Consider the following 23,275-nt stretch of genomic DNA (forward strand, 5'->3'; position numbering starts at 1 on the left):
GCCCAAGTCGATCCAAGACGATGTTCGTCTACGGGTATAAGGGATGTCGATTGCCCGCACCCGCTGCGCCAGTCTCGCGTATCAGTGACGGGCAATGATATGATTGCTCGGCGTGTCCCACCGCGCGACAACTTCCTCGCCTACGGCGTATCGGAGTCCCGCCTGTTGCGACTGATTCTGCTCGAACACGATGATCTGTCCGCCACTCGGCGTCCTGAGGTAATAGTGACTGACGAAGCCGCGATAGATCGCCTGGTCGACACGCGCCATCACGCTGTTCAGAGATTGCGCCGCCGAGACCTGACCAGCCCTCTCGACGATGATCGCCTCGGGCCTGATCGAGACCACCGCGTTGCTCGCCGATGCTGGAAGTTGGTCGACCTGAAGGCTCAATTCGGGCGACACGCGAATGACCGCTCCACTGCCATTGCGCTGCTCGACAGGACCTTCAAACAGGTTTGAGGCGCCGATGAACTGCGCGACGAATTTCGAAGCCGGACGCTGGTAGATTTCAGTGGCGGAGCCGACCTGCTCGAGCTTGCCATCGCGCATCACCACGATCTTGTCAGCCATGGTCAGCGCTTCGTCCTGATCGTGGGTCACCATGATGGTGGTCAGGCCGAGCCTGCGCTGCAGGGCGCGCAGCTCGACCTGCATGCTCTCGCGAAGCCCCTTGTCGAGCGCCCCGAGTGGCTCGTCGAGCAGCAGCATTGCCGGCTCGATCACCAGGGCGCGCCCCAGCGCGACGCGCTGTTGCTGACCGCCGGAGAGCTGGGCCGGATAGCGCTTTCCGAAGTTCGACAGCTGGACGAGGCTGAGAGCTTCGCTCACCTTCCTCGCAGCATCCGCCTTAGACATCCCGCGCATCTCCAGGCCGAATACGATGTTCTCCTCGACAGTCAGATGAGGGAACAAGGCATAGTTCTGGAACAGCATCCCGACGTTGCGGCGATGCACCGGCACGCCGGTCATCCTCTTGTCATTGACGAAGACGTCGCCGGATGTCGGGCGGATCAGTCCCGCAATCATGCGGAGACAGGTCGTCTTGCCGCATCCGCTCGGACCGAGCAGAGCGACCATATGCCCGGGCTCGATCGCGAGCGACACGTTGTCGACCGCGACCATGCGGCCGTATTCCTTGCCGAGGCGCTCAAGCCTGACTTCAGAAGACTTCATGACGACTCCGCTCAGCTCGTGAACACCTCGTTATATTTCTCCAGCCAGGGACCGCGGCGCGGGACGATGAAATTCCAGTCCGGCGTGAAGAGCCCGAGATCGGTTGCCTTCGTATCGGGATAAGCGAGGTATTTTGCCGTCTCAGGCTTGAACTCGATGCCGCCGACCGAGGGCGCACTCAGCGTCTGCTCGGAGAGCATCTTGGCAACGGCTGGATCCAGGATGCGGTTGATGAACGCAGCTCCCAATTCCGGCTCCGGGGCGTTCTTGACAATCGTCATGCTGTTGATGCCGGTAAACGCGCCTTCCTTCGGGAAGGTCATATCGAGCGGCAGACCCTTCGCGGTGTGCGGATAGATCGCCTTGGAATATTCGATGCCGCCGATCGTCGCCTGCCCCTGGGCGACCTGGAGCACCTGCGCCTCACTGTCATAGATCGTCAGCACGTTCGGCTTGAGCGTCGCCAGCTTGTCCCAGCCCTGATCGACCAAATATTGCGCCTCCTTGAACGGCTTGCCCGTGACGAGCGAGGCCGCAACGATGAGCATCAGCACGCTCTGGGTGTTCTTCGGCGTGTTGAGGAGGATCTGCTTGCGATATTTGGCGTCGAAGATCTCCTCATAGCTCTTGAGTGGCTTCGTCACCTGCGGATTGATGAACATCGCCGCGCTGGAGCTCGAAAATCCGACCCCGAAGCCGTCCTCGAAGATGTATCGCGGATAGACCTTCGCGAGATTGGGGATCTTATCGGCGTCGAGCTTGCCGATCAGGCCCTCCTGCTTGGCCTGGGGGATGCCGACATCATCCATCATCATGACGCTGAACCGCGGCGTATCGCGGGTTGCGCGAAGCGCGGCGATGTTGGAGAGCGTGGCGCCCTCGATCGTGAAGACCCGGCATTTGAACTCGGCTTCGAACTTGGGAATGACCTCCTTCTGGATCAGTTTGCCCAGGGCGGAGTTGTAAACGCCAACATGCAGCTGCCTGGCGTCCTGCGCCCAGGCCCGGCTGATGATGGTCGGGAACGCAACCGCGGATGCACCGGTCTTGATGAGAGTCCTACGCGTCAGTCTCATGGTCCAATCTCCATCTACAAGAGTACATCAGGCGGCCAGCGCGCGGCGAAGACCTACCAATTTTTCCAAAATCAAGACGCCGACCATTGCCATCAGAATGATGATGGTCGACATCGCCGGCACGGACGGATCGAAAACATTGACGAGCTGCCGCATCAAGACCAGCGGAACGGGCGAGTATTCGGAGTTCGCCAGCCACATCGTGACAGGGTAGTTGTCGAACGAAACCATGAAGGCAAACAGTCCGCCGGCGGCGACGCCAGAGGCGATCTGCGGCAGCGTCACCCGCCAGAAGGTTCGCAGCCGGCTGGCCCCGAGGGTGCGTGCGGCATCCTCCAGATTCTCGTCGACCAATTGCAGGCTGGTAACCACTGTCCGGATGACATAGGGCGAGGTCACGACGATATGCCCGATCAGAAGATTCAGCCGTGCGTCCGTCGAGCCGAGCTTATTGAGCACCTGGAGCAGCGCCAGGCCCGTTATCAGGGCCGGAAATATCAGCGGCGAAAGCAGGAAACCCTTGATCGCCGCGAGGCCGACGAAATGTCCGCGCACCAGCGCGAAGGCCGCCGGCACACCGAACAGCAGTGAGCCCACCGTCGTGCCGAGCGCGAGCAAAATGCTGAGCCGCATCGCTTCGAGGAAGTCGCGGTCCTGGAGAACCTTGGCATACCATTTCAGCGTGAAGCCCTGCGGCGGAAACGTCACGAAATAGGAATCGGAGACCGACGCGGCCATGACGAGGAGCAGCGGCGCCAGGATGAACAGCATCATGCCGGCCGTGATGGAGTAGAGGATGAAGGCACCGAAGCCGGAAAACCGCTCGTCCATCAGTCAGGCCTCCTGAGACGCCGGCCTTCCAGAAGCCACATCGAGACGCCATTGACCGCGAGAACGAGGCCGACGAGGACGACGGCAATCGCAGCACCGAACGGCCAGTCGTAGACGACGAAGATCTGCTGCTCGATCAAATTGCCCAGCATCACCGCCGAGGCCCCGCCCAGGATCGCAGGAATGACGAAGGAGCCGGCGGTGAGCGAAAATACCAGGGTGAAGCCCGCCACGAAGCCAGGCATGCTCAACGGCAGTGTCACCCGAAGAAAGACCTTCCACCAAGGCGCCCCGAGCATGCGAGCCGCGTCCTCCAGGTTGGGATCGATCTTGCCAAGCGCGGACGCCAACGGCAGAACCATCATCGGGAAGAACACGTGCAGCGATCCGATCACGACGGCCGTTTCGGTGTAGAGGACGGATATCGGTGCGTCGACGACATGCAGCGTCATCAGGATCCAATTCAACATCCCCTTCGGGCCGTTCTGGAGCACCAGCTGCCAGCCGTATCCACGAACGACCACGCTGACGATCAAGGGCGCGATCACGATCAAGGTGATGACCCGCGTGACCATCGGACGGCTCTTGACCATCACCAGGGCGACCGGATAGGCGAGCACCGTCGCAAGCGCCGAGGTAATGATGCTGATCCGCAGCGTCGTCCAAAGCACGCGCGCGTAGAGTTCGACATTAATGAGACGTGCGTAATGCGCCAGCGTGAACGGGCGGCCGATGATGCCGCGGCTGTCCTGCGTCTGGATGCTCGAGAACAGCAGGGCGAGCGCCGGATAGAAGAAGAAATAGGTCAGGAAAGCCAACATCGGCACGGCGAGAAGCCCGACGGGCAACGCCAAGCGCCAGCGCGATCTCTCCCGGGCGACCGGTGGCGCCTCAACAGTCAAAACCGCCACCGCCTCGTCACTGGTGGTCATCGCTGGCCGTCCTCGACTGTGCGATACCAAGACTACCCCTCTTTAGAACAAAGCTTATGCGTTGGCATTCTACAGGACCAAGAACATCTTCGTTTAGGGGCATCAGGAACGATTATGACAACCGGTTCGGCATATTGCTCCAATCTTGATCTGCGAAGGCCGCTGGTTATGGCTTTGGCCGACCGTCCGGGGCCCCCCCTTGCATTTCGAATACCGCTCAGCGCAGGCTTTCGCAGAAGCTTGCGATGCGCCGGCAGCCTTCGTTGAGCGATCCGATATCGGTCGCGTAGGAAATGCGGAAATACGGGCTCATGCCATAGGCGCCACCGTGCACCGCAGCAACATGCTGCTCCTCCAGCAAAGCCGAGATGAAGTCGGCATCGGTGTCCAGCCGCCGCCCACCCTTCGTGGTCTTACCGATGCAGCCGGCGATGTTCGGAAACACGTAGAATGCCCCTTGGGGCTTGTGGCAGGTGATGCCGGGGATCTGATTCAGAAGCTTGACCACGAGATCGCGCCGATCACGATAGATGGACGAGCGCTCCTTCAGGAAATCCTGCGGACCGTCCAGGACCGCAACCGCCGCCGCCTGGCTCAAGGTGCAGATACCGCCGGTCGCCTGGCCATGGACGTTATTCATCGCCGCGATCAGGTCCTTAGGACCTCCGCAATAGCCGACCCGCCAGCCGGTCATGGCGTAGGCCTTCGACGCGCCGTTGACGGTCACGACGCGGTTCTTCAGCCGTGGCTCAATCTCGGCGATGGTACAGAACTCGAAACCATCATAGGTGAGATGCTCATAGATGTCGTCGGTGAGAATCCACACGTCCGGGTACTTCAACATGACGTCGGCGATCATACGCATCTCCTCGCGGGTACATGCCGCACCCGTCGGATTATTGGGAAAATTCAGGATCAACCACTTCGTCCTCGGCGTGATCGCAGCATCGAGGTCCGCCGGGCGGAGCTTGAACCGGTTGTTCTCCGGACAGGGCACAGCGACCGGCGTCGCCTCCGCGAGGAGAACGATGTCCGCATAGGTGATCCAGCCCGGCGCCGGAATGACCACCTCGTCGCCGGAATTGCAGGTCGCAAACAGCGCGTTGAAGATGATCTGCTTGCCGCCGTTGGCGATCAGGATCTCGTCAAGAGCATAGTCGAGATTGTTCTCGCGCTTGAACTTGCGCTGAACCGCGGTCCGCAGCGCGGCGGTCCCAGGCTGCGCCGGATATTTGGTATCGCCGGCAAGCGCCGCCCGATGAGCGGCCTCGATCGCATGCGGCGGCGTCGGAAAATCGGGCTCCCCGGACGACAGGCCGACGATCTTCACACCTGCGTCACGGAGCTCACGCGCCTTGTCCGTCATCGCCGCCGAGGCCGACACCTTCACGGTCTTGAGGCGGTTTGCAAGTTCAGGCATTGTCGGCTCCGCTTGTCATTTCTCTCAATCGCGTGGTGTCGGATCGGCTGGCGAATCGCAGTTCGCCGATGACCTGGAACGTGGGGACGACCTCGATCATCGCGACGTTCATCCGCGCCGGCGCCCCCACCGCGAACGCAATGGCTTCCGCGATGTCTTCGGACTGGAGCGTCTCGAACGCGCCGACGAAGCGGGCATCCGGATTGTCGGCGGCATTCTGGTTCTGGAAGATGCTCGTCGCCACGCGCCCGGGCGAGACTTCGGTGACGCGAATGCAGGTTCCGTAGAGATCGATGCGCAATTGCTGCGACAGCGAATGAATGCCCGACTTGGTCGCGTGATAGGCCGCCGATGAATTGAATGTCGTTGCATTCTCGCCGAAGGCATAATGGCCGGCGATCGACGAGATGTTGACCACGTGGCCGCGGTTGCGCTGTGCCATACCGGGTACGATGAGGCGCGTCAGATGCAGGACCGCGCGCAGATTGACGTCGACCAGCGCGTCGACGTCGTCCGGTGCAGTATCCAGGATATTGCTGCGCCGCGACTGACCGGCACTATTGACGAGGACGTCGAACTCGGCCGAGCCCCCAAGCCGCGTCAGGGCGGCGAGATCGTTCAGATCGAGCGCGCATAGTCGACAGCCCGTCTCAGCCGAGAGCCTCGCCAAGCGCCGATGGTCTCGCCCCAGCGCATGAACCTCGAGCCCCTCGGCGCAGAGCCGCCGAATCGTCGCAGCCCCGATACCCGAGGACGCGCCCGTCACCAATACCGTTCGATAGTCCGAAAATCCCATCTGCGGGGGCTCTTTTGCAGGCAGCCAGGCGGCGGAAAGCTACGTGCATGGGCCGATGTAGGCATACAGCAGATTTGTTCTGCCCTCATAAGGGCATCCAATATCCCGGCCGGATGCGCCGGTCTGCCAGCCATAAGCACGCCCGATGCCGGCAGAGCGAATTGCTCTTACTTGCTATCGGTCGCGTCCCCTTACATTTCGTGATGCACCTGGCTCACTTATAGGAGACGGACTCGGATGTTGGAGGTCGGCAATCGGATCGTCATGGTCTCGGGAGCTTCGCGCGGCATCGGACGCGCCGTCGTCGACCGGCTGCTGTCGTCGGGCTTCCGTATATCGGCGGGGCTTCGCGATGCGAGCCGTCTTGCGGAAAGCGATCGCCTCATGACGCATCGCTATGACGCGGAAGATGCCGCGAGCCCGATCGCGTGGGTCAATGCCACGGTCGCACGATGGGGCGGCGTCGATGCCATTATCAATGCGGCGGGGATCAACCCGAAAGTTCGCGTCTGCGACGAGGGCGAGGACGACCTCGACGACATGTGGCGCGTTAACGTGAAGGGCCCTCTGCGCCTCGTCAGGGCCACTCTGCCTCATCTTGCCGTGTGTGGCCACGGCAGGGTGGTCAATCTGGGCTCCCTCGCCGGCAAGCGCGTGGGCAGCAATGTCGGCTACGCCATGACCAAATTCGCGGTGGTCGCACTCACCCACGGCATTCGCCGGGAAGGACGCGCGGCCGGCATTCGTGCAACGGTGATTTGCCCGGGCTACGTTGCCACCGACATGACGCTGAACGACGACGAGATCCCTCGCCACGAGATGAGCCAGCCAGGTGACATCGCCCGCCTGGTGGAAACCGCACTCATGCTGCCGAACAACGCGTCCGTGTCCGAGATGCTCGTGCACTGCCAGTTCGAACCGACGCTGTAGGCTCTGGTCGTGAGGGGCGATGTTTATGAGGCCCGGCGAACTATGCCGACTTAGCTCGCCGAGTGCTATGCCGCTCGTCTCTTCCAAGAGAGGCTCGTTCGGCACGGCGCGTGGCATTGCTCAACCGCCGGTACAGCCGGCTTCCGCCCAAATACTCTTCAACTTCCATCTTCCTGTCGGCATGCTGCCCGTTGGAAGCGCGGCAAGCCCTATGTCTACAGCGAAGATCGATGCGTTGTTGACGGCAACGCTGGCTATGCCAGCCGACGGCGTGCGCCAATCGACCTACCATACCTTGTTCGGGCTGATCGCGGTGACAGGCATGCGCATCCGAGGCGATGGGCCTGGAGCGTGATGTCGACCTCAACGTCGGAGTGCTGACGTCTTCGAGGAAGCTGTTATCGCGGGACCCAACGCGGCGCGCAGCATGCGCGCGCCACGCGAGAACGCTTCCGAATGGATTGAAGTGCTTGCCACGATCGTACCCGTCGAGCGCCAATCGCGGCAGGCGATCAGCGACGAGGATAGATAGGAAAGGCAGCGAATGGATCAGTTCAACAAGTATTCAGCCGTCGTAGCGAGCCAGGGTAGAGGAGAGAAAAACTACTTGGTGTGTAGAAGGCGATAACCTCACTCGATGTGACGTTATGAGCCCATCGCTAGGCCTTGCCCCGGTCCGGGCGCGGTCACTCTCCGGACACTGCATCGACAAATCCGACCACAGCGTCCCCCCCCGACAATGGCAGCGGCCGGGCGAACCATCATCTTGCCGAAACAGGCAATTCCCTGTGGCCTGATCACGAGCGCATTCTTGTCAGAATGCAAGCACGCTTCATGTCTGAAACCCGCCTCCGACTGTCTTCGAACACCCCATTGCGCCAAAAAACACGCGAGCCGGCCCCTTCTCCAGTGCTGGCCCAAATCCTGCACCGGCTCTCCGCGCCAGAAAGTTGGGCGTCAGCAACAAGATGGGAGTTGCGCTTGGTCATCGATCTGTCAATCGACAATGCGGTTGCCGCACTCGAGGTCGACTGTCTGCACCCCGCTGGGAGAAGCGGAAGATGCTCTTGCTTGCCATCGGTCATGCGGCTGGAAACCTGTCTTCAAAAGATGGCCGGCGTATCTTCATTTGCGCGCGGCAATCCTTCGGTGGCGGGCGATATCCGTGGGATTCGGAGACAGACAACTATGTCTAGATCGATCAAGGCGTTGGTCGGACGGTGTCGCACGCTACCCCCGATGTCGGAAACGGCTTGTTCGCGATCGCTACAAACATTGGTCCTCAATCCCGGCATTTTGCCACCGGACCGTACCCCGCAGACGTCTTTGACGGGGTCAGCCGAAAGCGGGATAAGGCTGTTCCGGCTCAATCTGCTCGGCATGATCCTGCTCGCTCAAAACCTCTTTCTCGAGCTGAAGGCGACCTCGGTATCGATCGTCAACGTGAGTTGATTGGCGCCTTGCCGCGCACCCGTTTTCCAGCACCGCCAATGCCTCCCGCGTCAAGGCTGACGGTTGCTTGCTCACTTTGAAGCGAGGCGTCAATACATGATCGATGAACTGGATCTGCGAACCTTCACGCCACATCCGCAACGCGACGCCGTGCTCGGCGAAGTGCACGCGCGCCCTTTCACGCGCCTTGCTTCGCCATTCAGCGTGATCCACTTGGCTTTTCTTGCGCAGGGCGAGGCGGCCGCAAGCGATCGCTGCCGCTTTATCGATTTCTGCGTAGACCGCAATCTTCCGCCGCCTGCGCAATCGGCGAAACATCATCAGATTGTCATCGGTCCCGCGACGCTACGCTGGGAGCAGCATGCGGAATTTACGACATTCACCTGGTTCTGGACTAACGCAAATCGTCCTGCCGCTCACCAAGTCGGCAAAGTTGATGATGCCGTCCGATCGTTGATCCGCGCGTTGCGGCAGTCCGGACAATTGCTGGTCGCCATCAGGTTAGAAGTGGAGCAGGAGGCCTCGCCGACCAAGCGGGCCGAACAGATTTTTGACAAGAATAGCCTGGCGATGGTTGCCACAAAGAGCGGTGCAGGCGTTGCCGCCTCAGACTTCCGCGTGGACGAAAAAGGCTTCACGAAAATCCTCGTCTGCGACCTCGGGTTGACGTCGCATGATCTCGGAGCGCTGGTGCAACGGCTCCTGGAAATAGAGACCTACCGTCCTTTGGCGCTGCTTGGGTTGTCGGCGGCCCTTGAGCTTGCACCGTCTGTTGATCGCATCGACCGCCGTCTTGTCGATGCCCTCGAAAAAATGCAAAGCGGTGCGGGGCTGCAATTCAACAACCATCTGCTTGCCGAGCTGACGGCGTTGGCCGCCTCCTTCGAAAGAGGCGCGACCGCCAGCCTGTTTCGCTTCGGGGCCAGCAGGGCCTATAACGAGCTGGTCCAATCGCGATTGTCAATCATCGAGGGCAACGACGTCTCGGGCTATCCGACCTGGTCGTCGTTTCTGGCGCGCCGCATGGCGCCTGCGATGCGAACTTGCGCGACCGTGGAGGATCGTCAGGCGACCCTCTCGGTCAAGCTCGCGCGTGCCGCCGATCTGTTGCGAACCCGTGTCGACGTCGAAATTGAACAACAGAATCGTGACCTCTTGCACGCTATCAACGAGCGCGCGAGGCAGCAACTTCGGATGCAGTGCACGGTCGAAGGATTGTCGGTCGGGGCGATCGGATATTACGTGGTCAGCCTGTTTGGCTATCTGGCCAAGGGCGCGCACGACGTCGGACTGCATGTAGAGCCCTCGTTCCTAACCGCAGCCTTCGTGCCCATCGCGGTCGGCGTGATCTGGCTGGTGAGTTACAACATCCGGAAGCGACACCTCAAGCACGACGACGCGCCTTCGGTGGCTCGCGACTAGAGCTCCTTTAGGGAATCAGTGCGTCCGTCCTACATAGTCGTGGTGCGGCGCTGCCGAAAAAGCCCCGACTGGTTAGCCCGCAATTTGTGCTTTGATTGATCGGGACAGGGGGACGTCTCGCGATGCCCGCCTTCCCACACCACTTGGCATACACGAGTCCGTACCGCGGCGGTTCGACTGAGTTCAGCTAGCCGAAACCACTATTCGGGAGAGACTGCGAGCGTCAAAGACGTGGTTGCGCAGGGCGTGCTGGACCGCCGGTGCCCGGACATTCGCCAGAGCCCGCCGGCGAACCGGCCGCAATCGATGCCGCGAACTTCGCGACGCCAAGACGGGCTCGGGCCGTGCTCGCAGAGCCGATGAATCGTGTCAGCCGCGATCAGGAGGATATCGCGATGCTTCCAAGTCAGTTCAGTCCGTTGAAGACGAGATCGCTATCGTCGAGGCTGGTCGCGAGGAGTTGAAGCCGCAGCCCGGCTCGCTGCCGGAAAACGAGTGGACGTGAAGACGCTGAGGCTAGGGGTGGTCTCCGGCTTGAATAGCGCTGACCAGCACTTCACAAATTTCTGGTAAGCAGAATTTAACTTGCGGCGTCGGGCAAAACAGTGGTTAATAGGGTGCTGGTAGCCGCCACCGGGAGCCAGCATCGTGACCCATGAATACGATACGTCTTCAGACCTATCAAAGATTGCCAAGCTCAATGGAGACTTCAGGAGGAACTACGGGAAGCTACTAGGAGCATTCCTGTATCTGCGCTCCATCAATGCCGGACGCCGACGTTCTTGGTTTTTGGGCGGCTTGATTTCACTCGTCTGCTCGGTTGCGATGACTTGGCTCGGGAAACACGGACTTTCTTGGCTAGTCGCCGGGTGATTGCTCGAACAAGCGCATCGGGCGTCTTGAAGCACATTATTGCGCGGCGTTCGCGAGCGGCCTCCGAAAACCTGATAGTCCGCTTCACAGTGCCATCGGTTGGCATCAGAACGTAGTCAAGCACGGCCTGATTGTGCGAAGACAGCCTGATCGCGGCGATCCATCCAGCGGGTACGTGTGCGTCACACTGGATCGTCCAATGTGGAGAATGACTCTCCAACTTCCCAGGAGTCCAGCGCGCTGCTCTGACGGATATATAGGTTGATCCGTTCACGCGCATTGAGTCTGTCCACCCGCCTGTGCTCGTCCGACCACCGGCCTTTCTAATTGCAGTACCAATTCGAGAGGCAAGCATTGTCTTCTGCTCGGACCAAATCCCACGAGAGTCAAGAAATTCGTAGTTCCGCTTCGGAGTATACCCGAGCAGCCGATAGAGATTCCGCATGCTGCCAAAATGCGTTTGGCAGGTCGCCACACAGGGCAAGCCCGGCGTCCGGTCGATGATGTTAATGCTAAGACGTCCTTCCTTGAGCAGCGTCTTGCGTAACCGCAGGAGCATCTCTTCATCGGTAAGATCGACGCGACGCTCTCTGATGAGTTTATTGGCTGTTACAAAGATATCGCGATCGACGATTGGTTCGATGCAACCTTCACTTCTGATCCACTGTTCGGGAGGATTGTACGTGCGAGTTTGGCGAAGCTTCCATGATCGCCGATTGAATACAAGATTCCCGATGTAACTTTCGTCTCTAAGAATGGCACCAATCATCACTCGCGTCCACGGCTTGCCTGGCCTCGTGGGCACCTTCGCTTTGTTCAGCTCCCAGGCAACAACTGTCTCACACTTTACTTCCAGGAAACGTTCAAATATCCACCTGACGACGGCAATCTCCTTCGTATCGCCCGGCCGGACTCGGATGTGATCGGTCGTGAGATATTTACGGTCGCCACTCTTCATCACCCCCTTTGATTGATCCTTCTCGTCGACAAGCTCTCGTACCAGCCCATATCCAGCCACGCCGCAAGGCTTGTAGCCGAGGCGAGCGAATCGGCACTGGCCTGCGTATACCTTCGCCGACAGCTCCCGACTGTATTCGGCTGCCATCACTCGTTTGATGTTTTTGACGATGCTCGCCAGCATGCTGCCGTCATTATCGAATTGTTCGGCGCAATAGGCGATCTTGATGCCGGCGCGCTTACACATGAACTCGTAATATGCGCTTTCGTCGACGTCCTGGAAGCGTCCCCATCGACTTACGTCGTACACCAGGAGATGACCAAAGTCGGTCTGTCCGCCTTCAACGTCCTCAAGCAATTGTAGGAGACCGGCTCTATTTTTAATCAATAGTCCGCTCTCACCCTCATCCTTATAGGTCCGTACGAGCGTGAAGTTATGGGCGTGAGCGTAGGCCGCGATCACAGCAGCCTGATTTTGTATCGAATACTGCTGCCGGTCCGTAGACATTCGGACGTATTGAGCGGCCCGAAGACCAAGGACAGCTTTCGGTAGATGATTCTTGTGAACGACGAGGGCATTGCTCATTCATCGCCTCCGCCAGACAGCCATTTCCGAGTGAGATAGACCCCCTGAATGCGCGGCTATTCAAGAGAGACTCCCAACGCACGCCGGCCGGGTCAAGAATTTTCGGGAGAACGGTCTGGACGGGTATCGCCGATAGAGTCCAGAACTTCCCGTATCTCCCTATGAATTTGGCGCTCTCTTCGAGCGCGCGTGGCCTGGCGTAAGCGACGATCTCGCCCCTCGTGGTCCCGAGAGGAAGCCGCGAACCCAGCCGCGCCATCGTTTATGTATCGGCTTTTTTACGGCCGCTTCGTGCGAGCTTCTTCAAGTGTTGCACAGGTACGCGGAACACGTGGACAAGCGCGAGCCCTGCCGATGGCGAATCCCTGCTCCGTGCTAAGCGCCCGGAACGAGCAGGCGGGCGGAAGGATTCGTCCAGGCAGGAGTGGTCTCGATGCTGATGGCGAAGGAAACACGGCCGGCGATCCGAACGCTGCGCGGTTGGGCGATCTCCGTGCTGCAGGAGGCCGGCGCCATCCGAGAATGCGAGGAGCACGGCTGGATGCAGGACCTGGCCGACCCGCATGCGCGCGAACGCGCCTTCGACATCGCCCGCCGGGATCCGCCGCCTGGCGTCTCGCTGGAGGCAGCGTCCGTGGCGATCGCAGAAATGCTGGACTCGATCGGCGATAGCTGTCCGGAGTGCCCGCCAGACTTCGCCTAGGCCGCCTCGTCGGCGCCGCCGGACGTCGGGGGCGCCCGCATGCGGGCGAGCTCCTGCCAGGCCATCGCCAAGTTGATCAAGCGTTGCCGCTCCAGCCCATCGGCCGCGATCGCGAGCTTCATGGCCGCTATCGCCTCGCTCTCGGGTTGGTAATCGTTGCCCATGCTCCCGATATCGTAGCTGGACAACGTAAACGGCAGGTGGCCGGCGCCCCGTAGGATTCCCGTCCCGACAAGTCATCTCTCAGGTTTGCGCTTCCGTCCCGCTTCCGGATTCGCCGCCGCCTCGCGAGCCAGACGTTCCGCCTTCAGCCGCTCGCGGTTGGCGTGGAAGGCCTGCTGGGCGCGCTCACGCTCGGACAGCGCCACCTTTACCTCCGCCTTCCGAAAGACCTTGTGAGCCTCCCGTTCCGCCGCGGTCGGCGGCCTCCGTTCGGATATGTGGTTGCTCATTTGCTCCCTCCGTCGGTCGCAAACGGTCCTTGGCGCCAAACTGGTCCGCGCATCAGGACCGCCAACCTAGGTGGTAGGTTTTCCTCCGGCTTGGGGCTTTGGGGAGTAGGGTGCCAGAGGCAGGGAATCGACGTCTGACGGGCCGGTTCGTTCCATCCCGCGCTCCGGTCGGCCAATTACATTCGTCGAAGCAGGATGCGGCTCGTGCTGCGAAATGAGGCTGCCGCTGCCGCCCGGTCCCGGAGCATCGTGCTCTAGCCTTCGTCAGGCTCCCGCACCACCGGCGGTTCTTCGGCACCTTCGTTCTCGTCGCCTTCCTCTTCGTCCTCGTCCTCGTCGTCTCCGTCTTCATCCGGATCTCGGGGGGGTGTCATGTCGCCTATGGCCACGAACGGACTGCGGTCGATCAACCTGGCTGACAATTCCTCTGGGAAAAGTGGGGTCATGCGTTGCTCCTCGGGTGTCCAATCTGCGGGACGGCGCCCGCCATGCGTTGGTCTGCCACTCACGCGGACTTCCGCTGCGACCTGCCCGCCGGCTTCTTCGCCGCGGTCTCCTTCGCCGGCTTCTTCCCGGCGATCGGCATCAGCATCTCCTTCTGGCCGGCCGCCGCCTTGCGCGGCGTCTTGGCCGTCTTCTTCGGGGCCGCTTTGGTCTCGACCTTGGCCTCGGCCGCAGCGCTTCCCACGCTCTTTCGCAGCGCCTCCATCAGATCGACCACATTCTCGCCCTTGGGTCGCTCCTTCGGCCTGATCGTCTTGCCCGCGCGCTTCTGGTTGATGAGGTCGACGAGCGCGGTCTCATAGTGGTCCTCGAACTTCTCCGGATCGAACCGCCCCGCCTTCTGGTTCACGATGTGCTTCGCCAGGTCCAGCATGTCCTTGGTGACCTTCACGTCCTGGATCTCTTCAAAGTATTCCTGCTCGCTGCGCACCTCGTAAGGATAGCGCAGCAGCGTGCCGACGAGGCCCTTGTCCATCGGCTCGAGCGCGATGATGTGCTCGCGGTTGGTCAGCACCACACGGCCGATCGCGACCTTGTCCATCTCGCGGATGGTCTCGCGGATCACGGCGAAGGCGTCGTGGCCGACCTTGCCGTCCGGACGCACGTAGTAGGGCCGGATCAGGTAGCGCGGATCAATGTCGGTCCTGTCGACGAACTCGTCGATCTCGATGGTGCGCGTGGACTCCAGCGCGATTTCCTCGAGCTCCTCCTTGGTGACCTCGATGAACTGGTCCTTCTCGAGCTGGTAGCCCTTGACGATATCTTCGTTGGGCACCTCGTCGCCGGTGTCGGCGTCGACCTTGAGGTACTTGATGCGGTGACCGGTCTGCCGATTGAGCTGGTTGAACGAGATCTTCTCGCTGTCCGATGTCGCCGGATACAGCGCCACGGGACAGGTGACGAGGGACAGACGCAGGAAGCCTTTCCAGTTGGCGCGCGGGGCCATGAACGCAGAACTCCGGTCGCGGCGGCCTGGATTCAAGACGAACGGCGGGCGCCAGTTCCGACAGGTATGGGTCGCCTGGTCGAGATTCATGCCGGATCCTACGGGCCGCGCCGGAGGAATCCGCCGCCGACCCTTGACTCTGCGAGAACGGAAAGGGAACATGTCGCCATGCCCGCTGCACCCCAACCGTTCGCGCCCGCCAAGGGCGATCTCGAGTTCGTCGCCGACCAGGCGATCGAGGCCTGCGGAGGGGACGCCCGGGGGCGGTGAAGGCGCTGCTCGTCGCGGTCGACTTCCTCGAGTCCGAGGTCGACGAGCTCAAGGGCGCGGTGTCGAACGGTTATGTGCGCGGCCGCTACGTCGCGCCGCGCGATCGCAAGGAGTAGCGATGGACGTCACCTACTATGTGGCACTGCCGTTCGTCATGGCAGACGACGGGCTCGCGCCTGGCGAGGCGGTGGAGTGCCTGAGCGCCAACGCCGCCGTCATGCGCGCCGAAGCGCTGTCGCGGAAACCCGGCTGCGCCGGCGCGGTCGCCTTCTCGCGGACCGGAGACCCATCCAGCGGCGACTTCGGCGACGCCAAGGTCATCCGGAAGTTCGGCGAGGTGCCGGACGATCTGAGCACGCTCTGACGGGCGGCGGCTTCGGTTCACTCGTCGCTCGGACGGGCATCTCTCGGATCGAGCAGGTTCAGCGCCGTCTCGATCTGGGCGAGCAGCGCCTGGATTTCCTCCCGCTCGTTTGGCCCGGGATCGCTCTCCAGCCGCTCCGTGAGCGCCTGCTTCCGCGCAAGCAGGTTTGCAACCGTTGACATCTCGTTCCCCGCTTCTGGACACCTGAGCTGGGAAGTTGGTGCGCCCGCGACGAACTTGCCAGTTATGGCTTTGCGAATCCGGATCACCGGCTCAGGCTGATTTGTTCCCGCTATTTGGCCGGCGGCCGCAGCGGGCCCTCCATCCACTTCCGGGCATCGGGGTCGTGCAGCGGATCGTCGTCGCAGTCGCGGCAGACGTAGCGCTCCCCGCCTCTGGCCGTCTCGTCGCGCACAAGCTTCATTGGCCGCCCGCAGTGCGGGCACGGCTTCCGGATCGGATGCAGCAGCGACATCTGGCTTCCCCTGCCGCGGTTAGACTATTGCCGATCGCAGCGCAGACACAAGCGAGCTCTTGACGCGAACCGCGCCACGCAATCAAATCCAGCTTCGGTGATGTTGTGGGGTGGCGTCATGGAAGAGTTCTACAGCGGCTTCGCGCAGCGGGCGCGCGATCTGGCGGAGAAGGCGGACCCGTTCACACGAAGACGACTGCTCGATTTGGCCAAAAGGTACGACGCCAAAAGCAAACCGGGCGGCAGCACCCGGCCGCTGCCGCCGCCGCGCACCACGCCGCCGGCGACACTCTTCGCCGGCCCGGGCGAGGCATGAGGAATGTCGGCTCCGCCGAGGTCAAATGCGACGCCTGCGATGGCGCCGGGCACCAGCCGGCGCGCGAGACCGAACCCGGTCGCAGGATCTTTCCTGGCCCCTGCACGAAGTGCGGCGGCAAGGGGCGAATACCGAAGCAGGAGTGAGCCTACCCGAATTCAGCAGCCGAGCGTCCTCATGGCGGCCGCGGTCGCAACGATCCACGGGCCTCTCAGCGGCATTGACGCGGTCAGCGTCAATCCGAACCGGTTTTTGTTCGTGAACCAACGATCGTTCCTGCCGTTGTGCCGCATCCGGGTCCGCCTTCGACTGCGTGCGCCGAGGCACGACCATGAGGACCGATTCGCGCCAGCATTTCGTTTCAGGCACCGAGGATCGAACCTACCTCGAGTCGCTGATCCGTGAGGATTTCGAGCGATGCCATCCCGGCGAGACGCTGGAAGATCTCAAGCGGCGCGCATCCTTTTCGAGGGAGGACAGAGGCCTGCTGCGGGACTGGATGGCGGTAGCAGCGGCTCGCGCCGCGGCTGCATCCAGGGCCAACGCATAGCCAGCGTTGCAGGCTCGAACAGGGATTCAACCCGGCTAAGCCGCCGTATCGAGCAGCTGCGACACGGCGGCAGCCAATTGCGCTGGCGCAAAGGGCTTCTCGATTAGGACGCTACCGTCAACGCCCTGCGATTTCCAATCCGGGGCACTGGCGCTCGTCATGTAAATCACGGGAAAGCCGGGCGTGATTTCCCTGATCCGCCGCGCCAGCTCCCAACCCGTGATGCCATCACCCAGATTGACGTCCGTCTGCAGGGCCCGACACCCCTTGCGGCCATCGGAGAAGGTGGACAGGGCCGCCTCCCCCGAAGAGACCGAGCAGGCCTCGAGACCGCCGTCGAGCAAGGCGTCCTCGATGAAGCTGCAGATCAGCGCTTCATCCTCCACGACCAGAACACGAACGGCATTACCCACTTTCAAGCCTCAGGCCACCGGCACACCGTAGTAGGCGTTCACGGAGCGCGTGGTCGCGGGGTCGCTCCAATTCCAACTGCTCTCGTCGGCGTATTTGGGGGCGCCGCGGAGCTGGTCCTGGGTGATGCCGGTGACGTAGCCGCCGAGGTTGGTGTCGTATTTCAGCGCCTGCCAGGGCAGCGGATAGTGATCGTCGCCGATGCCGAGCAGGCCGCCGAAGCTGAGCACCGCATACGATAACTTGCCGCTGACCTTGTCGATCATGACGCGCTCGATGTAGCCGACCTTTTCGCCGCCGGCCCCGTACACGTTCGTGCCTTCGACCTTGTCGCTTCCGATGAGACTGAACGTCTCGCGATTTTCCATGGCCATGTTGACCTCCTGGATGTTGTCTTCTGGATCAACCGGACGACGGATGGCTTCGTTCCCGGCTGGGCGGCGTTGTTCTGGACGAGCGGAGATCGAGATGGAGCTGATCAAATCTGGAACGTGATTTTCTGAGAAGGCTCCTCGGCGAATCCTGGGTCAGCCCGCCGATGTTCGACCATGAGATCGTGGCGCGGCTGGTGGAGCTTGGTTTCCTGAAAACCGAACCGCTTCCCTCCGGAGATGTCGAATACCGGATCGCCGGGGCTGGGCGAGCGGCGGCTACCGCGTAACCCGCCAGGTCTGAGATCCAGCAGGTCCTGTGGTCTGGGGGTCCGGAGCCTCCTTCGGTGGCCGACCGAACCCGCCAGATCTGCTCCCAAGGGACAAAGCTACGAAGGAATGGCGGACCCTCAAGTTCGGAGGGAACGATAGTCCTGATAGCCCATTGACCGTCGAGAGACCGTCGCCGGCCGTTGAACTACGGCGCCTGTCGCGGATAGCCAAAGGTCTCACGACCCGCTATTCAGAACTAGTGCTCGCGAGACAGCCAACGGCCTATCTCGGAATCAGAGTTCATCCTCAGCGCCATCCCGATGACCGGAGCTCTCGCTGTCCGGAACAGGCGCCCCCTACTCAAGCGCCGGGTCGAACGAAGGGAGCAGCGAGATCGCCGCCCTGTCCGTTGAATTCAGGATGGTGAAGCCGATCTGATCGAGCCAGGGTGTCGGCTTCCGCCGATAATTGCCAACTTGAAATCGGCCTTTGCGCTTCTTATCTGGCGCCAGATTCGAATAAAAATATATATGAGCGGAGGTTGTAATGCCGAGGCTGGTCACGTGGACCTGCTTGAATTGCGGAAATCGCTTTAACTACGAGGAACTGACGCCCGACGAGGTTCGGAAAGCGCAGCGGCGGAGGCAGCCTCTTTCGCAAATCCACTGCCCCAGGTGCAATCGGACGGATCTCAGGCGCGAGAGCTGATGCTTCGCGCTTCCCGCGGCTGGAGAGAGTGAATTGGCTACCGTATTTTTCTCGTACTCGCACAAGGACGAAGACCTGCGGGACCGGTTGGAAACGCATCTCGCCATGTTGAAAAAGCAGGGGCTGATCGATGCGTGGCATGATCGGCGCATCAAGGCCGGCGACGAGGTCGACCACAGCATCGACGCCAACCTGAACGCAGCAGACGTCATCCTCCTGCTGGTGTCAGCGGACTTCCTCGCGTCCTCATACTGCTACGATGTCGAGATGCAACGCGCCATGCAGCGTCACGAAGCACGCGAGGCCCGCGTGATTCCCGTTATCTTGAGACATTGCGATTGGCACTCGGCTCCGTTCGGGAAGCTTTTGGCTGCACCGAAGGACGGAAAGCCGATCAAGGCCTGGTCCGATGTCGACGAGGCATTCCTCGATGTCGTCAAGCAAATTCGAGCCGCCTTGCCGGCCAAAGCGACCGCCAATACCAACGCGCCGAAAGCCTCTCCAGCTCCGACCTCGGCAGCCGTCTCGGGTGCCAAGCCGCGGTCCAGCAATCTGCGGCTAAAGAAGACGTTCACCGAAGCCGATCGGGACCGCTTCCTGCACGAAAGCTTCGATTTCCTGGCGGAATTCTTCGAGACATCTTTGACAGAGTTGGCAGAGAGGAACGACGGCATCGAAGTCAACTACCGCCGCATCGACTCCGATCGGTTCACCGCCGTCGTGTACAAGAACGGAAAGGCGATCGGTCGGTGCAAGATCAGCTTCGGCGGGGCGTTCGGACGCGGCATCTCCTTTTCACACAATGATCAGGCCAGCGACGGGAGCATGAACGAGAGCCTTTCGGTCGAGGCGGACGACGGCGGTCTCTTTCTGAAGGCTCTGGGGCTGGCGTCCTACGGTTCGGTGGAAGACCGCAAGCTCTCGCAGGAAGCGGCTGCCGAGTATTACTGGTCGCTCTTCATCGAGCCGCTCCAGCGGTGAGCGCTGGCCGCTCGTCGGCGCCCTCCCTGCGCGGATCGATGCCGTCTGCAGCCACGTGAAGCTTTCCCTGCCCTCCGGAAACGCGCCAAGTCCAAGCTCCACGCTCAATGCGCGCAACTGTGTATCCGTTCGCGAATCCCGGCGACGGGCTTGACGGCAAGCCCCGCTGGCCGATTGAGTTCCATTCAAGCCATCCCAGGGCGATTCGGAGGTGAGGCATGAAGGTTTGGCACGGTATCTGGCGGATCGCGCATTCGATCATTCTCCTGGCCGTAGTCGCCGTGATGATCGCCATCGGCGTCTTCATCGGCCGTCCGGGGGAGAAGGGCGGCAACCAGTCGAACCTCGCCGGCGCAGATCAGCAGCAGAAGCGCCTGGCTGTCTTTCTCGACGGTACGTGGAACAGCGTCGACACCAACACGAACGTGTGGCGCATGCGCTCTCTGTGCGCGCCGACGGGCAAGGACGGCAAGCCTCAATTGATCTACTATTCCGTCGGCGTGAACGGTTTTCTGGGCGGAGCCTTCGGGCAAGGACTCGATGATAACATCCGCCTGGCCTACGAGTGGCTGATCGAAAACTACCGGGACGGAGACGAGATCTTCATCTTCGGCTTCAGCCGCGGCGCGTACACGGCCAGAGCGCTGGCGGGCCTGATCGCCATTGACGGACTACTGCAGCAGGGCTCGCCGATCGGCGTAAACGAGCTTTTCGATCGCTACAAAAGGGGCGACGAGGAGACGATTTGGCAACTGAAGGAGAAGGAGGCGGCCGGCGATATCGCCAAGATAACTCCCCAGGAGAAGTGGCTGCTCAAATACGCGCGGCCCGTAAACGTCAAGGTGGTCGGCGTGTGGGATACCGTCGGCTCGATAGGCATCGCGGCGGGCGACTTCACCGGGATCAGCAGTTCGCAGTTCGACTATCTGCAGACGGGACTGCGTCTTCCTATCCAGAACGGCTATCACGCGCTCGCCGTCGATGAGCATCGCGCCAAGTTCGCTCCTACGATCTGGGACGTCCATCGCAGCACTGCCAAGCCGCGACCGCTTTCGAGCGTCGAACAGCGTTGGTTCGTGGGCGCGCACGCCAACGTCGGCGGCGGCTACGAAACCGATCTGCTCGCGCAGCCTCCGCTGCGCTGGCTGATGAAGAAAGCGGAGTCGCAGGGGCTGGCGTTCCGGTCGGAAGTCGATCTGGACGGCGACAACGTCACCGCGAACATCAAGAACTCATACGGGGATTTCATGTACGGCGCCTACCGAATCATTTCTCCACGGCCATTTTACCGGACCATTGGCGCGGCGCCGGACGTGCGCGACGACGGAACTCACACCAACGTCAACGAGACCATCGACGCCAATGTCTTCAAACGATGGCGGGCCGATCCGTCCTACCGGCCGCAGAACCTCGTGGAATGGGCCAAGCGCAAAAACGTGGATCCAGGCCAGTTGCAGACTTCGGTCCGCGCCGACGATCCCAGTGTAGCGGTGCCCGATCCATAGCCGTCCGGATCCGTTGGGGCCGCTCACAGTCGGGCTCGCTGCGTCTGAACCGCCCACATTGGCCCGGCCGTCGCATGCGTTTCCGACCAACGGACGCGCTGCGGCTTCCTTCCGAGCGACCGCAGATGTCGTCTGGCAGTGCTTCACGGAACGAATCGGCCTCGGCGCGTTGAGTCCGCATGTGTGCCGTGGCGTTGCGTCAGTCTCGTTCGGGAGTATCGGGCGTCCCCGGCGCCTGCAAAGCCGCTATTCCAGGTTACATCGAGCCCTGCGACCCCACGCTGCGCGAGAGTCCACCGCGCGGGGCCGGCTGGGTCTACGAGATCAAGGCCGACGGCTACCGCGCGCAACTGCATCGCGATGGTGGGGATATCAAGGTCTATTCGCGCACCGGGCTCGACTGGACCGAGCAGTTCTCGTCGATTGCCGCAAGCGCGCGCCGGCTGAAAGCGAACAGCTTGATCGTCGACGGCGAAGCGGTGGTGTACGGCAGCGGCGGCCTGCCCGATTTTCAGCAGCTCAGGCGCGAGCTCGGCCCTAAGCGCAGCGCGCGCGTGCGCTACCACGCCTTCGATCTCCTGTACCTCGACGGGTACAATCTGCGCGATGCGGCGTATGAGGACCGCAAGCGATTGCTGCAGCAGCTTCTGAAAGGCGCACCGGAGACTTTCATCTACGTCGAAGCGCTCAAGGCCGACGGCAACGTGATCTTCGAGAAGGGCTGCAAGCTTGGCCTGGAAGGACTCGTCGCCAAGCGGCTCGGCCGGCCGTACCGCTCGGGTCCGCAGGAGAGCTGGATCAAGCTCAAGTGCAAGAAGAGCGAGACGTTTCCGATCGTCGCCTTCGTCGAAAAACTGGGAGCCCATCCGCGCAGGGTCGCCTCGCTCTACGCGGGCCGTCGCGAGAACGGCAAGCTGATCTACGCAGGCAAGGTCCGCACCGGCTACACGGAGACGACCGCGCGCGAACTACGCGAAAAGCTGGATCCGCTGATCCGGCGAACATCGCCGCTCGACGTCCCGGTCAAGAAGCCGAAAGCGACCTGGGTCGAGCCGACGGTCAATGCCGAGGTGGAGTATGGCGCGCTGACGGACGACGGGCTGCTGCGCGAAGCCGTGTTCAAAGGGCTCCGCGAAGATCTTGCTGTGCGGAAGGTCAAGGGGCCGCGGCTGGTGCCCGGCGCCGGAGGACAGCGGAAGCTCGGCGTGCCTGCGGAAAACATCCTCCAGCTTCTTCCCGATGCGGTGGCGCCTTCGAAGGAAGAGCTGGCGGACTATTGGAAGCGGGTCTGGACGAAGGCGCTGCCGCATCTCGGCCAGCGGCCGCTCAAGCTGGTGCGGCACGTGCACGGCACCACGTTCTACCATAAGGGCCCGCTTCCCAAGGACATTCCCGAATCCGTGCACCAGCTCCGCATCCAGAAGCGCGAGGGCGGCCAGGGCACGCGCCTGTGGGTCGACAGCCTGGACGGCTTGCTGAGCCTCGTCGAACTCGGAGCGATCGAGCTGCACCCGTGGAATTCGACCGTCGAGGATTTCGAACAGGCCGACCGCGTCGTCATCGACCTCGATCCCGGCGAGGAGGTGGAATGGCAGGCGGTGGCCGAGACCGCGCTCGAGCTCCGCGCGCTCATGAAGCGGCAAGGCTTTGAGACCTGGCCCAAACTGACCGGCGGCAAGGGCGTCCATCTGATGGCGCCGCTCGACCAGCCGATGCTGCACGACCGGGCGCATCGCATCGCCCGCAGCCTCTGCTCCGAGTTCGCGGCGCGCGATCCGGACCGCTACATCCTCTCGGCGCAAGCGCGGCGCAGGGGACGGATCTTTCTCGACTACTTGCGCAACGGACGCGGGATGACCGCCATCGGCACCTATTCGCCGCGGGCGCGTGAACACTTTCCGATCGCCGCGCCGGTGACGTGGGCGCGCATCGAACGAGGGATCAGGCCGGACGCATTCACGATCGAGAACCCATTCCGGGTGAAGAGGAGGTGAC

Annotated in this window: 27 protein-coding genes; 11 read left to right on the plus strand and 16 right to left on the minus strand. The window is 61.8% G+C overall.

The genetic code is table 11. The features are described 5' to 3' along the window. Nucleotides 1-81 precede the first annotated feature (81 nt). From JJE66_RS30630 to JJE66_RS30655, 6 genes are all read right to left on the minus strand, one after another. Nucleotides 82-1,176 (minus strand): ABC transporter ATP-binding protein, encoded by a 1,095-nt coding sequence (locus JJE66_RS30630; RefSeq protein WP_200518299.1) that lies wholly within the window; start codon nt 1,174-1,176, stop codon nt 82-84. An 11-nt stretch (nt 1,177-1,187) separates the two neighbouring features. Next, nucleotides 1,188-2,252, minus strand: a complete 1,065-nt coding sequence (locus JJE66_RS30635) for an extracellular solute-binding protein (protein WP_200518301.1) — start codon at nt 2,250-2,252, stop codon at nt 1,188-1,190. Nucleotides 2,253-2,279: 27 nt separating this feature from the next. Next, the gene (locus JJE66_RS30640) at nt 2,280-3,083 is read right to left on the minus strand and encodes an ABC transporter permease (protein WP_200518303.1); all 804 of its coding nucleotides are present in this window, start codon (nt 3,081-3,083) and stop codon (nt 2,280-2,282) included. After that, on the minus strand, nt 3,083-4,015 hold the full coding sequence (locus tag JJE66_RS30645) for an ABC transporter permease (RefSeq protein WP_200518305.1): 933 nt from the start codon (nt 4,013-4,015) through the stop codon (nt 3,083-3,085). Before JJE66_RS30645 ends, JJE66_RS30640 begins: the two co-directional genes overlap by 1 nt. A gap of 217 nt (nt 4,016-4,232) precedes the next feature. Then, nucleotides 4,233-5,435 (minus strand): pyridoxal phosphate-dependent aminotransferase, encoded by a 1,203-nt coding sequence (locus JJE66_RS30650; RefSeq protein ID WP_200518307.1) that lies wholly within the window; start codon nt 5,433-5,435, stop codon nt 4,233-4,235. Next, nucleotides 5,428-6,231 (minus strand): SDR family oxidoreductase, encoded by an 804-nt coding sequence (locus JJE66_RS30655; RefSeq protein WP_200518308.1) that lies wholly within the window; start codon nt 6,229-6,231, stop codon nt 5,428-5,430. Before JJE66_RS30655 ends, JJE66_RS30650 begins: the two co-directional genes overlap by 8 nt. Nucleotides 6,232-6,468: 237 nt before the next feature. On the opposite strand from JJE66_RS30655, the gene JJE66_RS30660 reads away from it, so the two are divergent. From JJE66_RS30660 to JJE66_RS30675, 4 genes are all read left to right on the plus strand, one after another. Continuing rightward, complete coding sequence (locus JJE66_RS30660) at nt 6,469-7,161, plus strand: SDR family NAD(P)-dependent oxidoreductase (protein ID WP_200518311.1); 693 nt, start codon at nt 6,469-6,471, stop codon at nt 7,159-7,161. Between the two features lie 67 nt (nt 7,162-7,228). Beyond that, nucleotides 7,229-7,516 (plus strand): hypothetical protein, encoded by a 288-nt coding sequence (locus tag JJE66_RS30665; RefSeq protein ID WP_200518313.1) that lies wholly within the window; start codon nt 7,229-7,231, stop codon nt 7,514-7,516. Between the two features lie 626 nt (nt 7,517-8,142). Continuing rightward, entirely contained in the window at nt 8,143-8,613 is a 471-nt protein-coding gene (locus tag JJE66_RS30670; protein WP_200518315.1) for a hypothetical protein, read from the plus strand. A 96-nt stretch (nt 8,614-8,709) separates the two neighbouring features. After that, entirely contained in the window at nt 8,710-10,035 is a 1,326-nt protein-coding gene (locus tag JJE66_RS30675; RefSeq protein ID WP_200518317.1) for a DUF3422 family protein, read from the plus strand. 760 nt (nt 10,036-10,795) lie between these two features. Here the strand turns inward: JJE66_RS30675 and JJE66_RS30680 are convergent. Continuing rightward, a complete protein-coding gene (locus JJE66_RS30680; RefSeq protein WP_200518319.1) occupies nt 10,796-12,451 on the minus strand; it encodes a recombinase family protein in 1,656 nt (551 codons plus the stop codon). A 433-nt stretch (nt 12,452-12,884) separates the two neighbouring features. Here JJE66_RS30680 and JJE66_RS30685 point away from each other — a divergent pair, with 433 nt between their 5' ends. Beyond that, nucleotides 12,885-13,154: a hypothetical protein gene (locus JJE66_RS30685; RefSeq protein WP_200518321.1), complete on the plus strand. Its 270-nt coding sequence runs from the start codon at nt 12,885-12,887 to the stop codon at nt 13,152-13,154. Here the strand turns inward: JJE66_RS30685 and JJE66_RS30690 are convergent. From JJE66_RS30690 to JJE66_RS30705, 4 genes are all read right to left on the minus strand, one after another. Then, nucleotides 13,151-13,318 (minus strand): hypothetical protein, encoded by a 168-nt coding sequence (locus JJE66_RS30690; protein ID WP_200495965.1) that lies wholly within the window; start codon nt 13,316-13,318, stop codon nt 13,151-13,153. The two genes, JJE66_RS30685 and JJE66_RS30690, sit on opposite strands and share 4 nt — an antisense overlap. Nucleotides 13,319-13,390: 72 nt before the next feature. Next, on the minus strand, nt 13,391-13,606 hold the full coding sequence (locus JJE66_RS30695; RefSeq protein ID WP_200518323.1) for a hypothetical protein: 216 nt from the start codon (nt 13,604-13,606) through the stop codon (nt 13,391-13,393). Nucleotides 13,607-13,860: 254 nt separating this feature from the next. Further along, nucleotides 13,861-14,052, minus strand: coding sequence for a hypothetical protein (locus JJE66_RS30700; RefSeq protein ID WP_200518326.1), 192 nt, complete (start codon nt 14,050-14,052; stop codon nt 13,861-13,863). Nucleotides 14,053-14,111: 59 nt separating this feature from the next. After that, nucleotides 14,112-15,056 carry a Ku protein gene (locus JJE66_RS30705; RefSeq protein WP_200518330.1) on the minus strand — a complete coding sequence of 315 codons (945 nt, stop codon included), beginning with the start codon at nt 15,054-15,056 and terminating at the stop codon, nt 14,112-14,114. 388 nt (nt 15,057-15,444) lie between these two features. Here JJE66_RS30705 and JJE66_RS30715 point away from each other — a divergent pair, with 388 nt between their 5' ends. After that, nucleotides 15,445-15,690 (plus strand): hypothetical protein, encoded by a 246-nt coding sequence (locus JJE66_RS30715; RefSeq protein WP_200495969.1) that lies wholly within the window; start codon nt 15,445-15,447, stop codon nt 15,688-15,690. 17 nt (nt 15,691-15,707) lie between these two features. On the opposite strand, the gene JJE66_RS30720 is transcribed toward JJE66_RS30715, so the two are convergent. Further along, nucleotides 15,708-15,872 (minus strand): hypothetical protein, encoded by a 165-nt coding sequence (locus tag JJE66_RS30720; RefSeq protein ID WP_200518332.1) that lies wholly within the window; start codon nt 15,870-15,872, stop codon nt 15,708-15,710. 110 nt (nt 15,873-15,982) lie between these two features. Further along, on the minus strand, nt 15,983-16,165 hold the full coding sequence (locus JJE66_RS30725) for a hypothetical protein (RefSeq protein ID WP_200518334.1): 183 nt from the start codon (nt 16,163-16,165) through the stop codon (nt 15,983-15,985). A 118-nt stretch (nt 16,166-16,283) separates the two neighbouring features. Here JJE66_RS30725 and JJE66_RS30730 point away from each other — a divergent pair, with 118 nt between their 5' ends. Together JJE66_RS30730 and JJE66_RS30735 are read left to right on the plus strand one after the other, a co-directional pair. Next, on the plus strand, nt 16,284-16,481 hold the full coding sequence (locus JJE66_RS30730; protein ID WP_200518336.1) for a hypothetical protein: 198 nt from the start codon (nt 16,284-16,286) through the stop codon (nt 16,479-16,481). Nucleotides 16,482-16,812: 331 nt separating this feature from the next. Beyond that, entirely contained in the window at nt 16,813-17,031 is a 219-nt protein-coding gene (locus JJE66_RS30735; protein ID WP_200518337.1) for a hypothetical protein, read from the plus strand. 35 nt (nt 17,032-17,066) lie between these two features. Here the strand turns inward: JJE66_RS30735 and JJE66_RS30740 are convergent, their stop codons facing one another. The 3 genes from JJE66_RS30740 to JJE66_RS30750 all read right to left on the minus strand — a co-directional run bounded on the left by JJE66_RS30740 (nt 17,067) and on the right by JJE66_RS30750 (nt 18,649). Next, complete coding sequence (locus tag JJE66_RS30740; RefSeq protein WP_200518338.1) at nt 17,067-17,444, minus strand: response regulator; 378 nt, start codon at nt 17,442-17,444, stop codon at nt 17,067-17,069. A 9-nt stretch (nt 17,445-17,453) separates the two neighbouring features. After that, on the minus strand, nt 17,454-17,816 hold the full coding sequence (locus JJE66_RS30745; protein WP_200518339.1) for a PRC-barrel domain-containing protein: 363 nt from the start codon (nt 17,814-17,816) through the stop codon (nt 17,454-17,456). 626 nt (nt 17,817-18,442) lie between these two features. Continuing rightward, on the minus strand, nt 18,443-18,649 hold the full coding sequence (locus tag JJE66_RS30750; protein ID WP_200495976.1) for a hypothetical protein: 207 nt from the start codon (nt 18,647-18,649) through the stop codon (nt 18,443-18,445). Between the two features lie 178 nt (nt 18,650-18,827). On the opposite strand from JJE66_RS30750, the gene JJE66_RS30755 reads away from it, so the two are divergent. The 3 genes from JJE66_RS30755 (at nt 18,828) to ligD (ending at nt 23,274) form a co-directional block, all read left to right on the plus strand. Then, complete coding sequence (locus tag JJE66_RS30755; RefSeq protein WP_200298535.1) at nt 18,828-19,775, plus strand: toll/interleukin-1 receptor domain-containing protein; 948 nt, start codon at nt 18,828-18,830, stop codon at nt 19,773-19,775. A gap of 218 nt (nt 19,776-19,993) precedes the next feature. Beyond that, a complete protein-coding gene (locus JJE66_RS30760; RefSeq protein WP_246756596.1) occupies nt 19,994-21,280 on the plus strand; it encodes a DUF2235 domain-containing protein in 1,287 nt (428 codons plus the stop codon). A 179-nt stretch (nt 21,281-21,459) separates the two neighbouring features. Further along, on the plus strand, nt 21,460-23,274 hold the full coding sequence (gene ligD, locus JJE66_RS30765) for a DNA ligase D (RefSeq protein ID WP_200518340.1): 1,815 nt from the start codon (nt 21,460-21,462) through the stop codon (nt 23,272-23,274). Nucleotide 23,275: the final 1 nt, after the last annotated feature.

The sequence above is a fragment of the Bradyrhizobium diazoefficiens genome (genome assembly GCF_016612535.1).
Taxonomy (GTDB): domain Bacteria; phylum Pseudomonadota; class Alphaproteobacteria; order Rhizobiales; family Xanthobacteraceae; genus Bradyrhizobium; species Bradyrhizobium diazoefficiens_C.

Excerpts from the sequence above, each read along its gene's own strand:
- JJE66_RS30630 (WP_200518299.1), bottom strand. The coding sequence starts at position 1,176 with ATGAAGTCTTCTGAAGTCAGGCTTGAGCGCCTCGGCAAGGAATACGGC.
- JJE66_RS30635 (WP_200518301.1), bottom strand. The coding sequence starts at position 2,252 with ATGAGACTGACGCGTAGGACTCTCATCAAGACCGGTGCATCCGCGGTT.
- JJE66_RS30640 (WP_200518303.1), bottom strand. The coding sequence starts at position 3,083 with ATGGACGAGCGGTTTTCCGGCTTCGGTGCCTTCATCCTCTACTCCATC.
- JJE66_RS30645 (WP_200518305.1), bottom strand. The coding sequence starts at position 4,015 with ATGACCACCAGTGACGAGGCGGTGGCGGTTTTGACTGTTGAGGCGCCA.
- JJE66_RS30650 (WP_200518307.1), bottom strand. The coding sequence starts at position 5,435 with ATGCCTGAACTTGCAAACCGCCTCAAGACCGTGAAGGTGTCGGCCTCG.
- JJE66_RS30655 (WP_200518308.1), bottom strand. The coding sequence starts at position 6,231 with ATGGGATTTTCGGACTATCGAACGGTATTGGTGACGGGCGCGTCCTCG.
- JJE66_RS30660 (WP_200518311.1), top strand. The coding sequence starts at position 6,469 with ATGTTGGAGGTCGGCAATCGGATCGTCATGGTCTCGGGAGCTTCGCGC.
- JJE66_RS30665 (WP_200518313.1), top strand. The coding sequence starts at position 7,229 with ATGCCGCTCGTCTCTTCCAAGAGAGGCTCGTTCGGCACGGCGCGTGGC.
- JJE66_RS30675 (WP_200518317.1), top strand. The coding sequence starts at position 8,710 with ATGATCGATGAACTGGATCTGCGAACCTTCACGCCACATCCGCAACGC.
- JJE66_RS30680 (WP_200518319.1), bottom strand. The coding sequence starts at position 12,451 with ATGAGCAATGCCCTCGTCGTTCACAAGAATCATCTACCGAAAGCTGTC.
- JJE66_RS30685 (WP_200518321.1), top strand. The coding sequence starts at position 12,885 with ATGCTGATGGCGAAGGAAACACGGCCGGCGATCCGAACGCTGCGCGGT.
- JJE66_RS30690 (WP_200495965.1), bottom strand. The coding sequence starts at position 13,318 with ATGGGCAACGATTACCAACCCGAGAGCGAGGCGATAGCGGCCATGAAG.
- JJE66_RS30695 (WP_200518323.1), bottom strand. The coding sequence starts at position 13,606 with ATGAGCAACCACATATCCGAACGGAGGCCGCCGACCGCGGCGGAACGG.
- JJE66_RS30700 (WP_200518326.1), bottom strand. The coding sequence starts at position 14,052 with ATGACCCCACTTTTCCCAGAGGAATTGTCAGCCAGGTTGATCGACCGC.
- JJE66_RS30705 (WP_200518330.1), bottom strand. The coding sequence starts at position 15,056 with ATGGCCCCGCGCGCCAACTGGAAAGGCTTCCTGCGTCTGTCCCTCGTC.
- JJE66_RS30715 (WP_200495969.1), top strand. The coding sequence starts at position 15,445 with ATGGACGTCACCTACTATGTGGCACTGCCGTTCGTCATGGCAGACGAC.
- JJE66_RS30720 (WP_200518332.1), bottom strand. The coding sequence starts at position 15,872 with ATGTCAACGGTTGCAAACCTGCTTGCGCGGAAGCAGGCGCTCACGGAG.
- JJE66_RS30725 (WP_200518334.1), bottom strand. The coding sequence starts at position 16,165 with ATGTCGCTGCTGCATCCGATCCGGAAGCCGTGCCCGCACTGCGGGCGG.
- JJE66_RS30730 (WP_200518336.1), top strand. The coding sequence starts at position 16,284 with ATGGAAGAGTTCTACAGCGGCTTCGCGCAGCGGGCGCGCGATCTGGCG.
- JJE66_RS30735 (WP_200518337.1), top strand. The coding sequence starts at position 16,813 with ATGAGGACCGATTCGCGCCAGCATTTCGTTTCAGGCACCGAGGATCGA.
- JJE66_RS30745 (WP_200518339.1), bottom strand. The coding sequence starts at position 17,816 with ATGGCCATGGAAAATCGCGAGACGTTCAGTCTCATCGGAAGCGACAAG.
- JJE66_RS30760 (WP_246756596.1), top strand. The coding sequence starts at position 19,994 with ATGAAGGTTTGGCACGGTATCTGGCGGATCGCGCATTCGATCATTCTC.
- ligD (WP_200518340.1), top strand. The coding sequence starts at position 21,460 with ATGTGTGCCGTGGCGTTGCGTCAGTCTCGTTCGGGAGTATCGGGCGTC.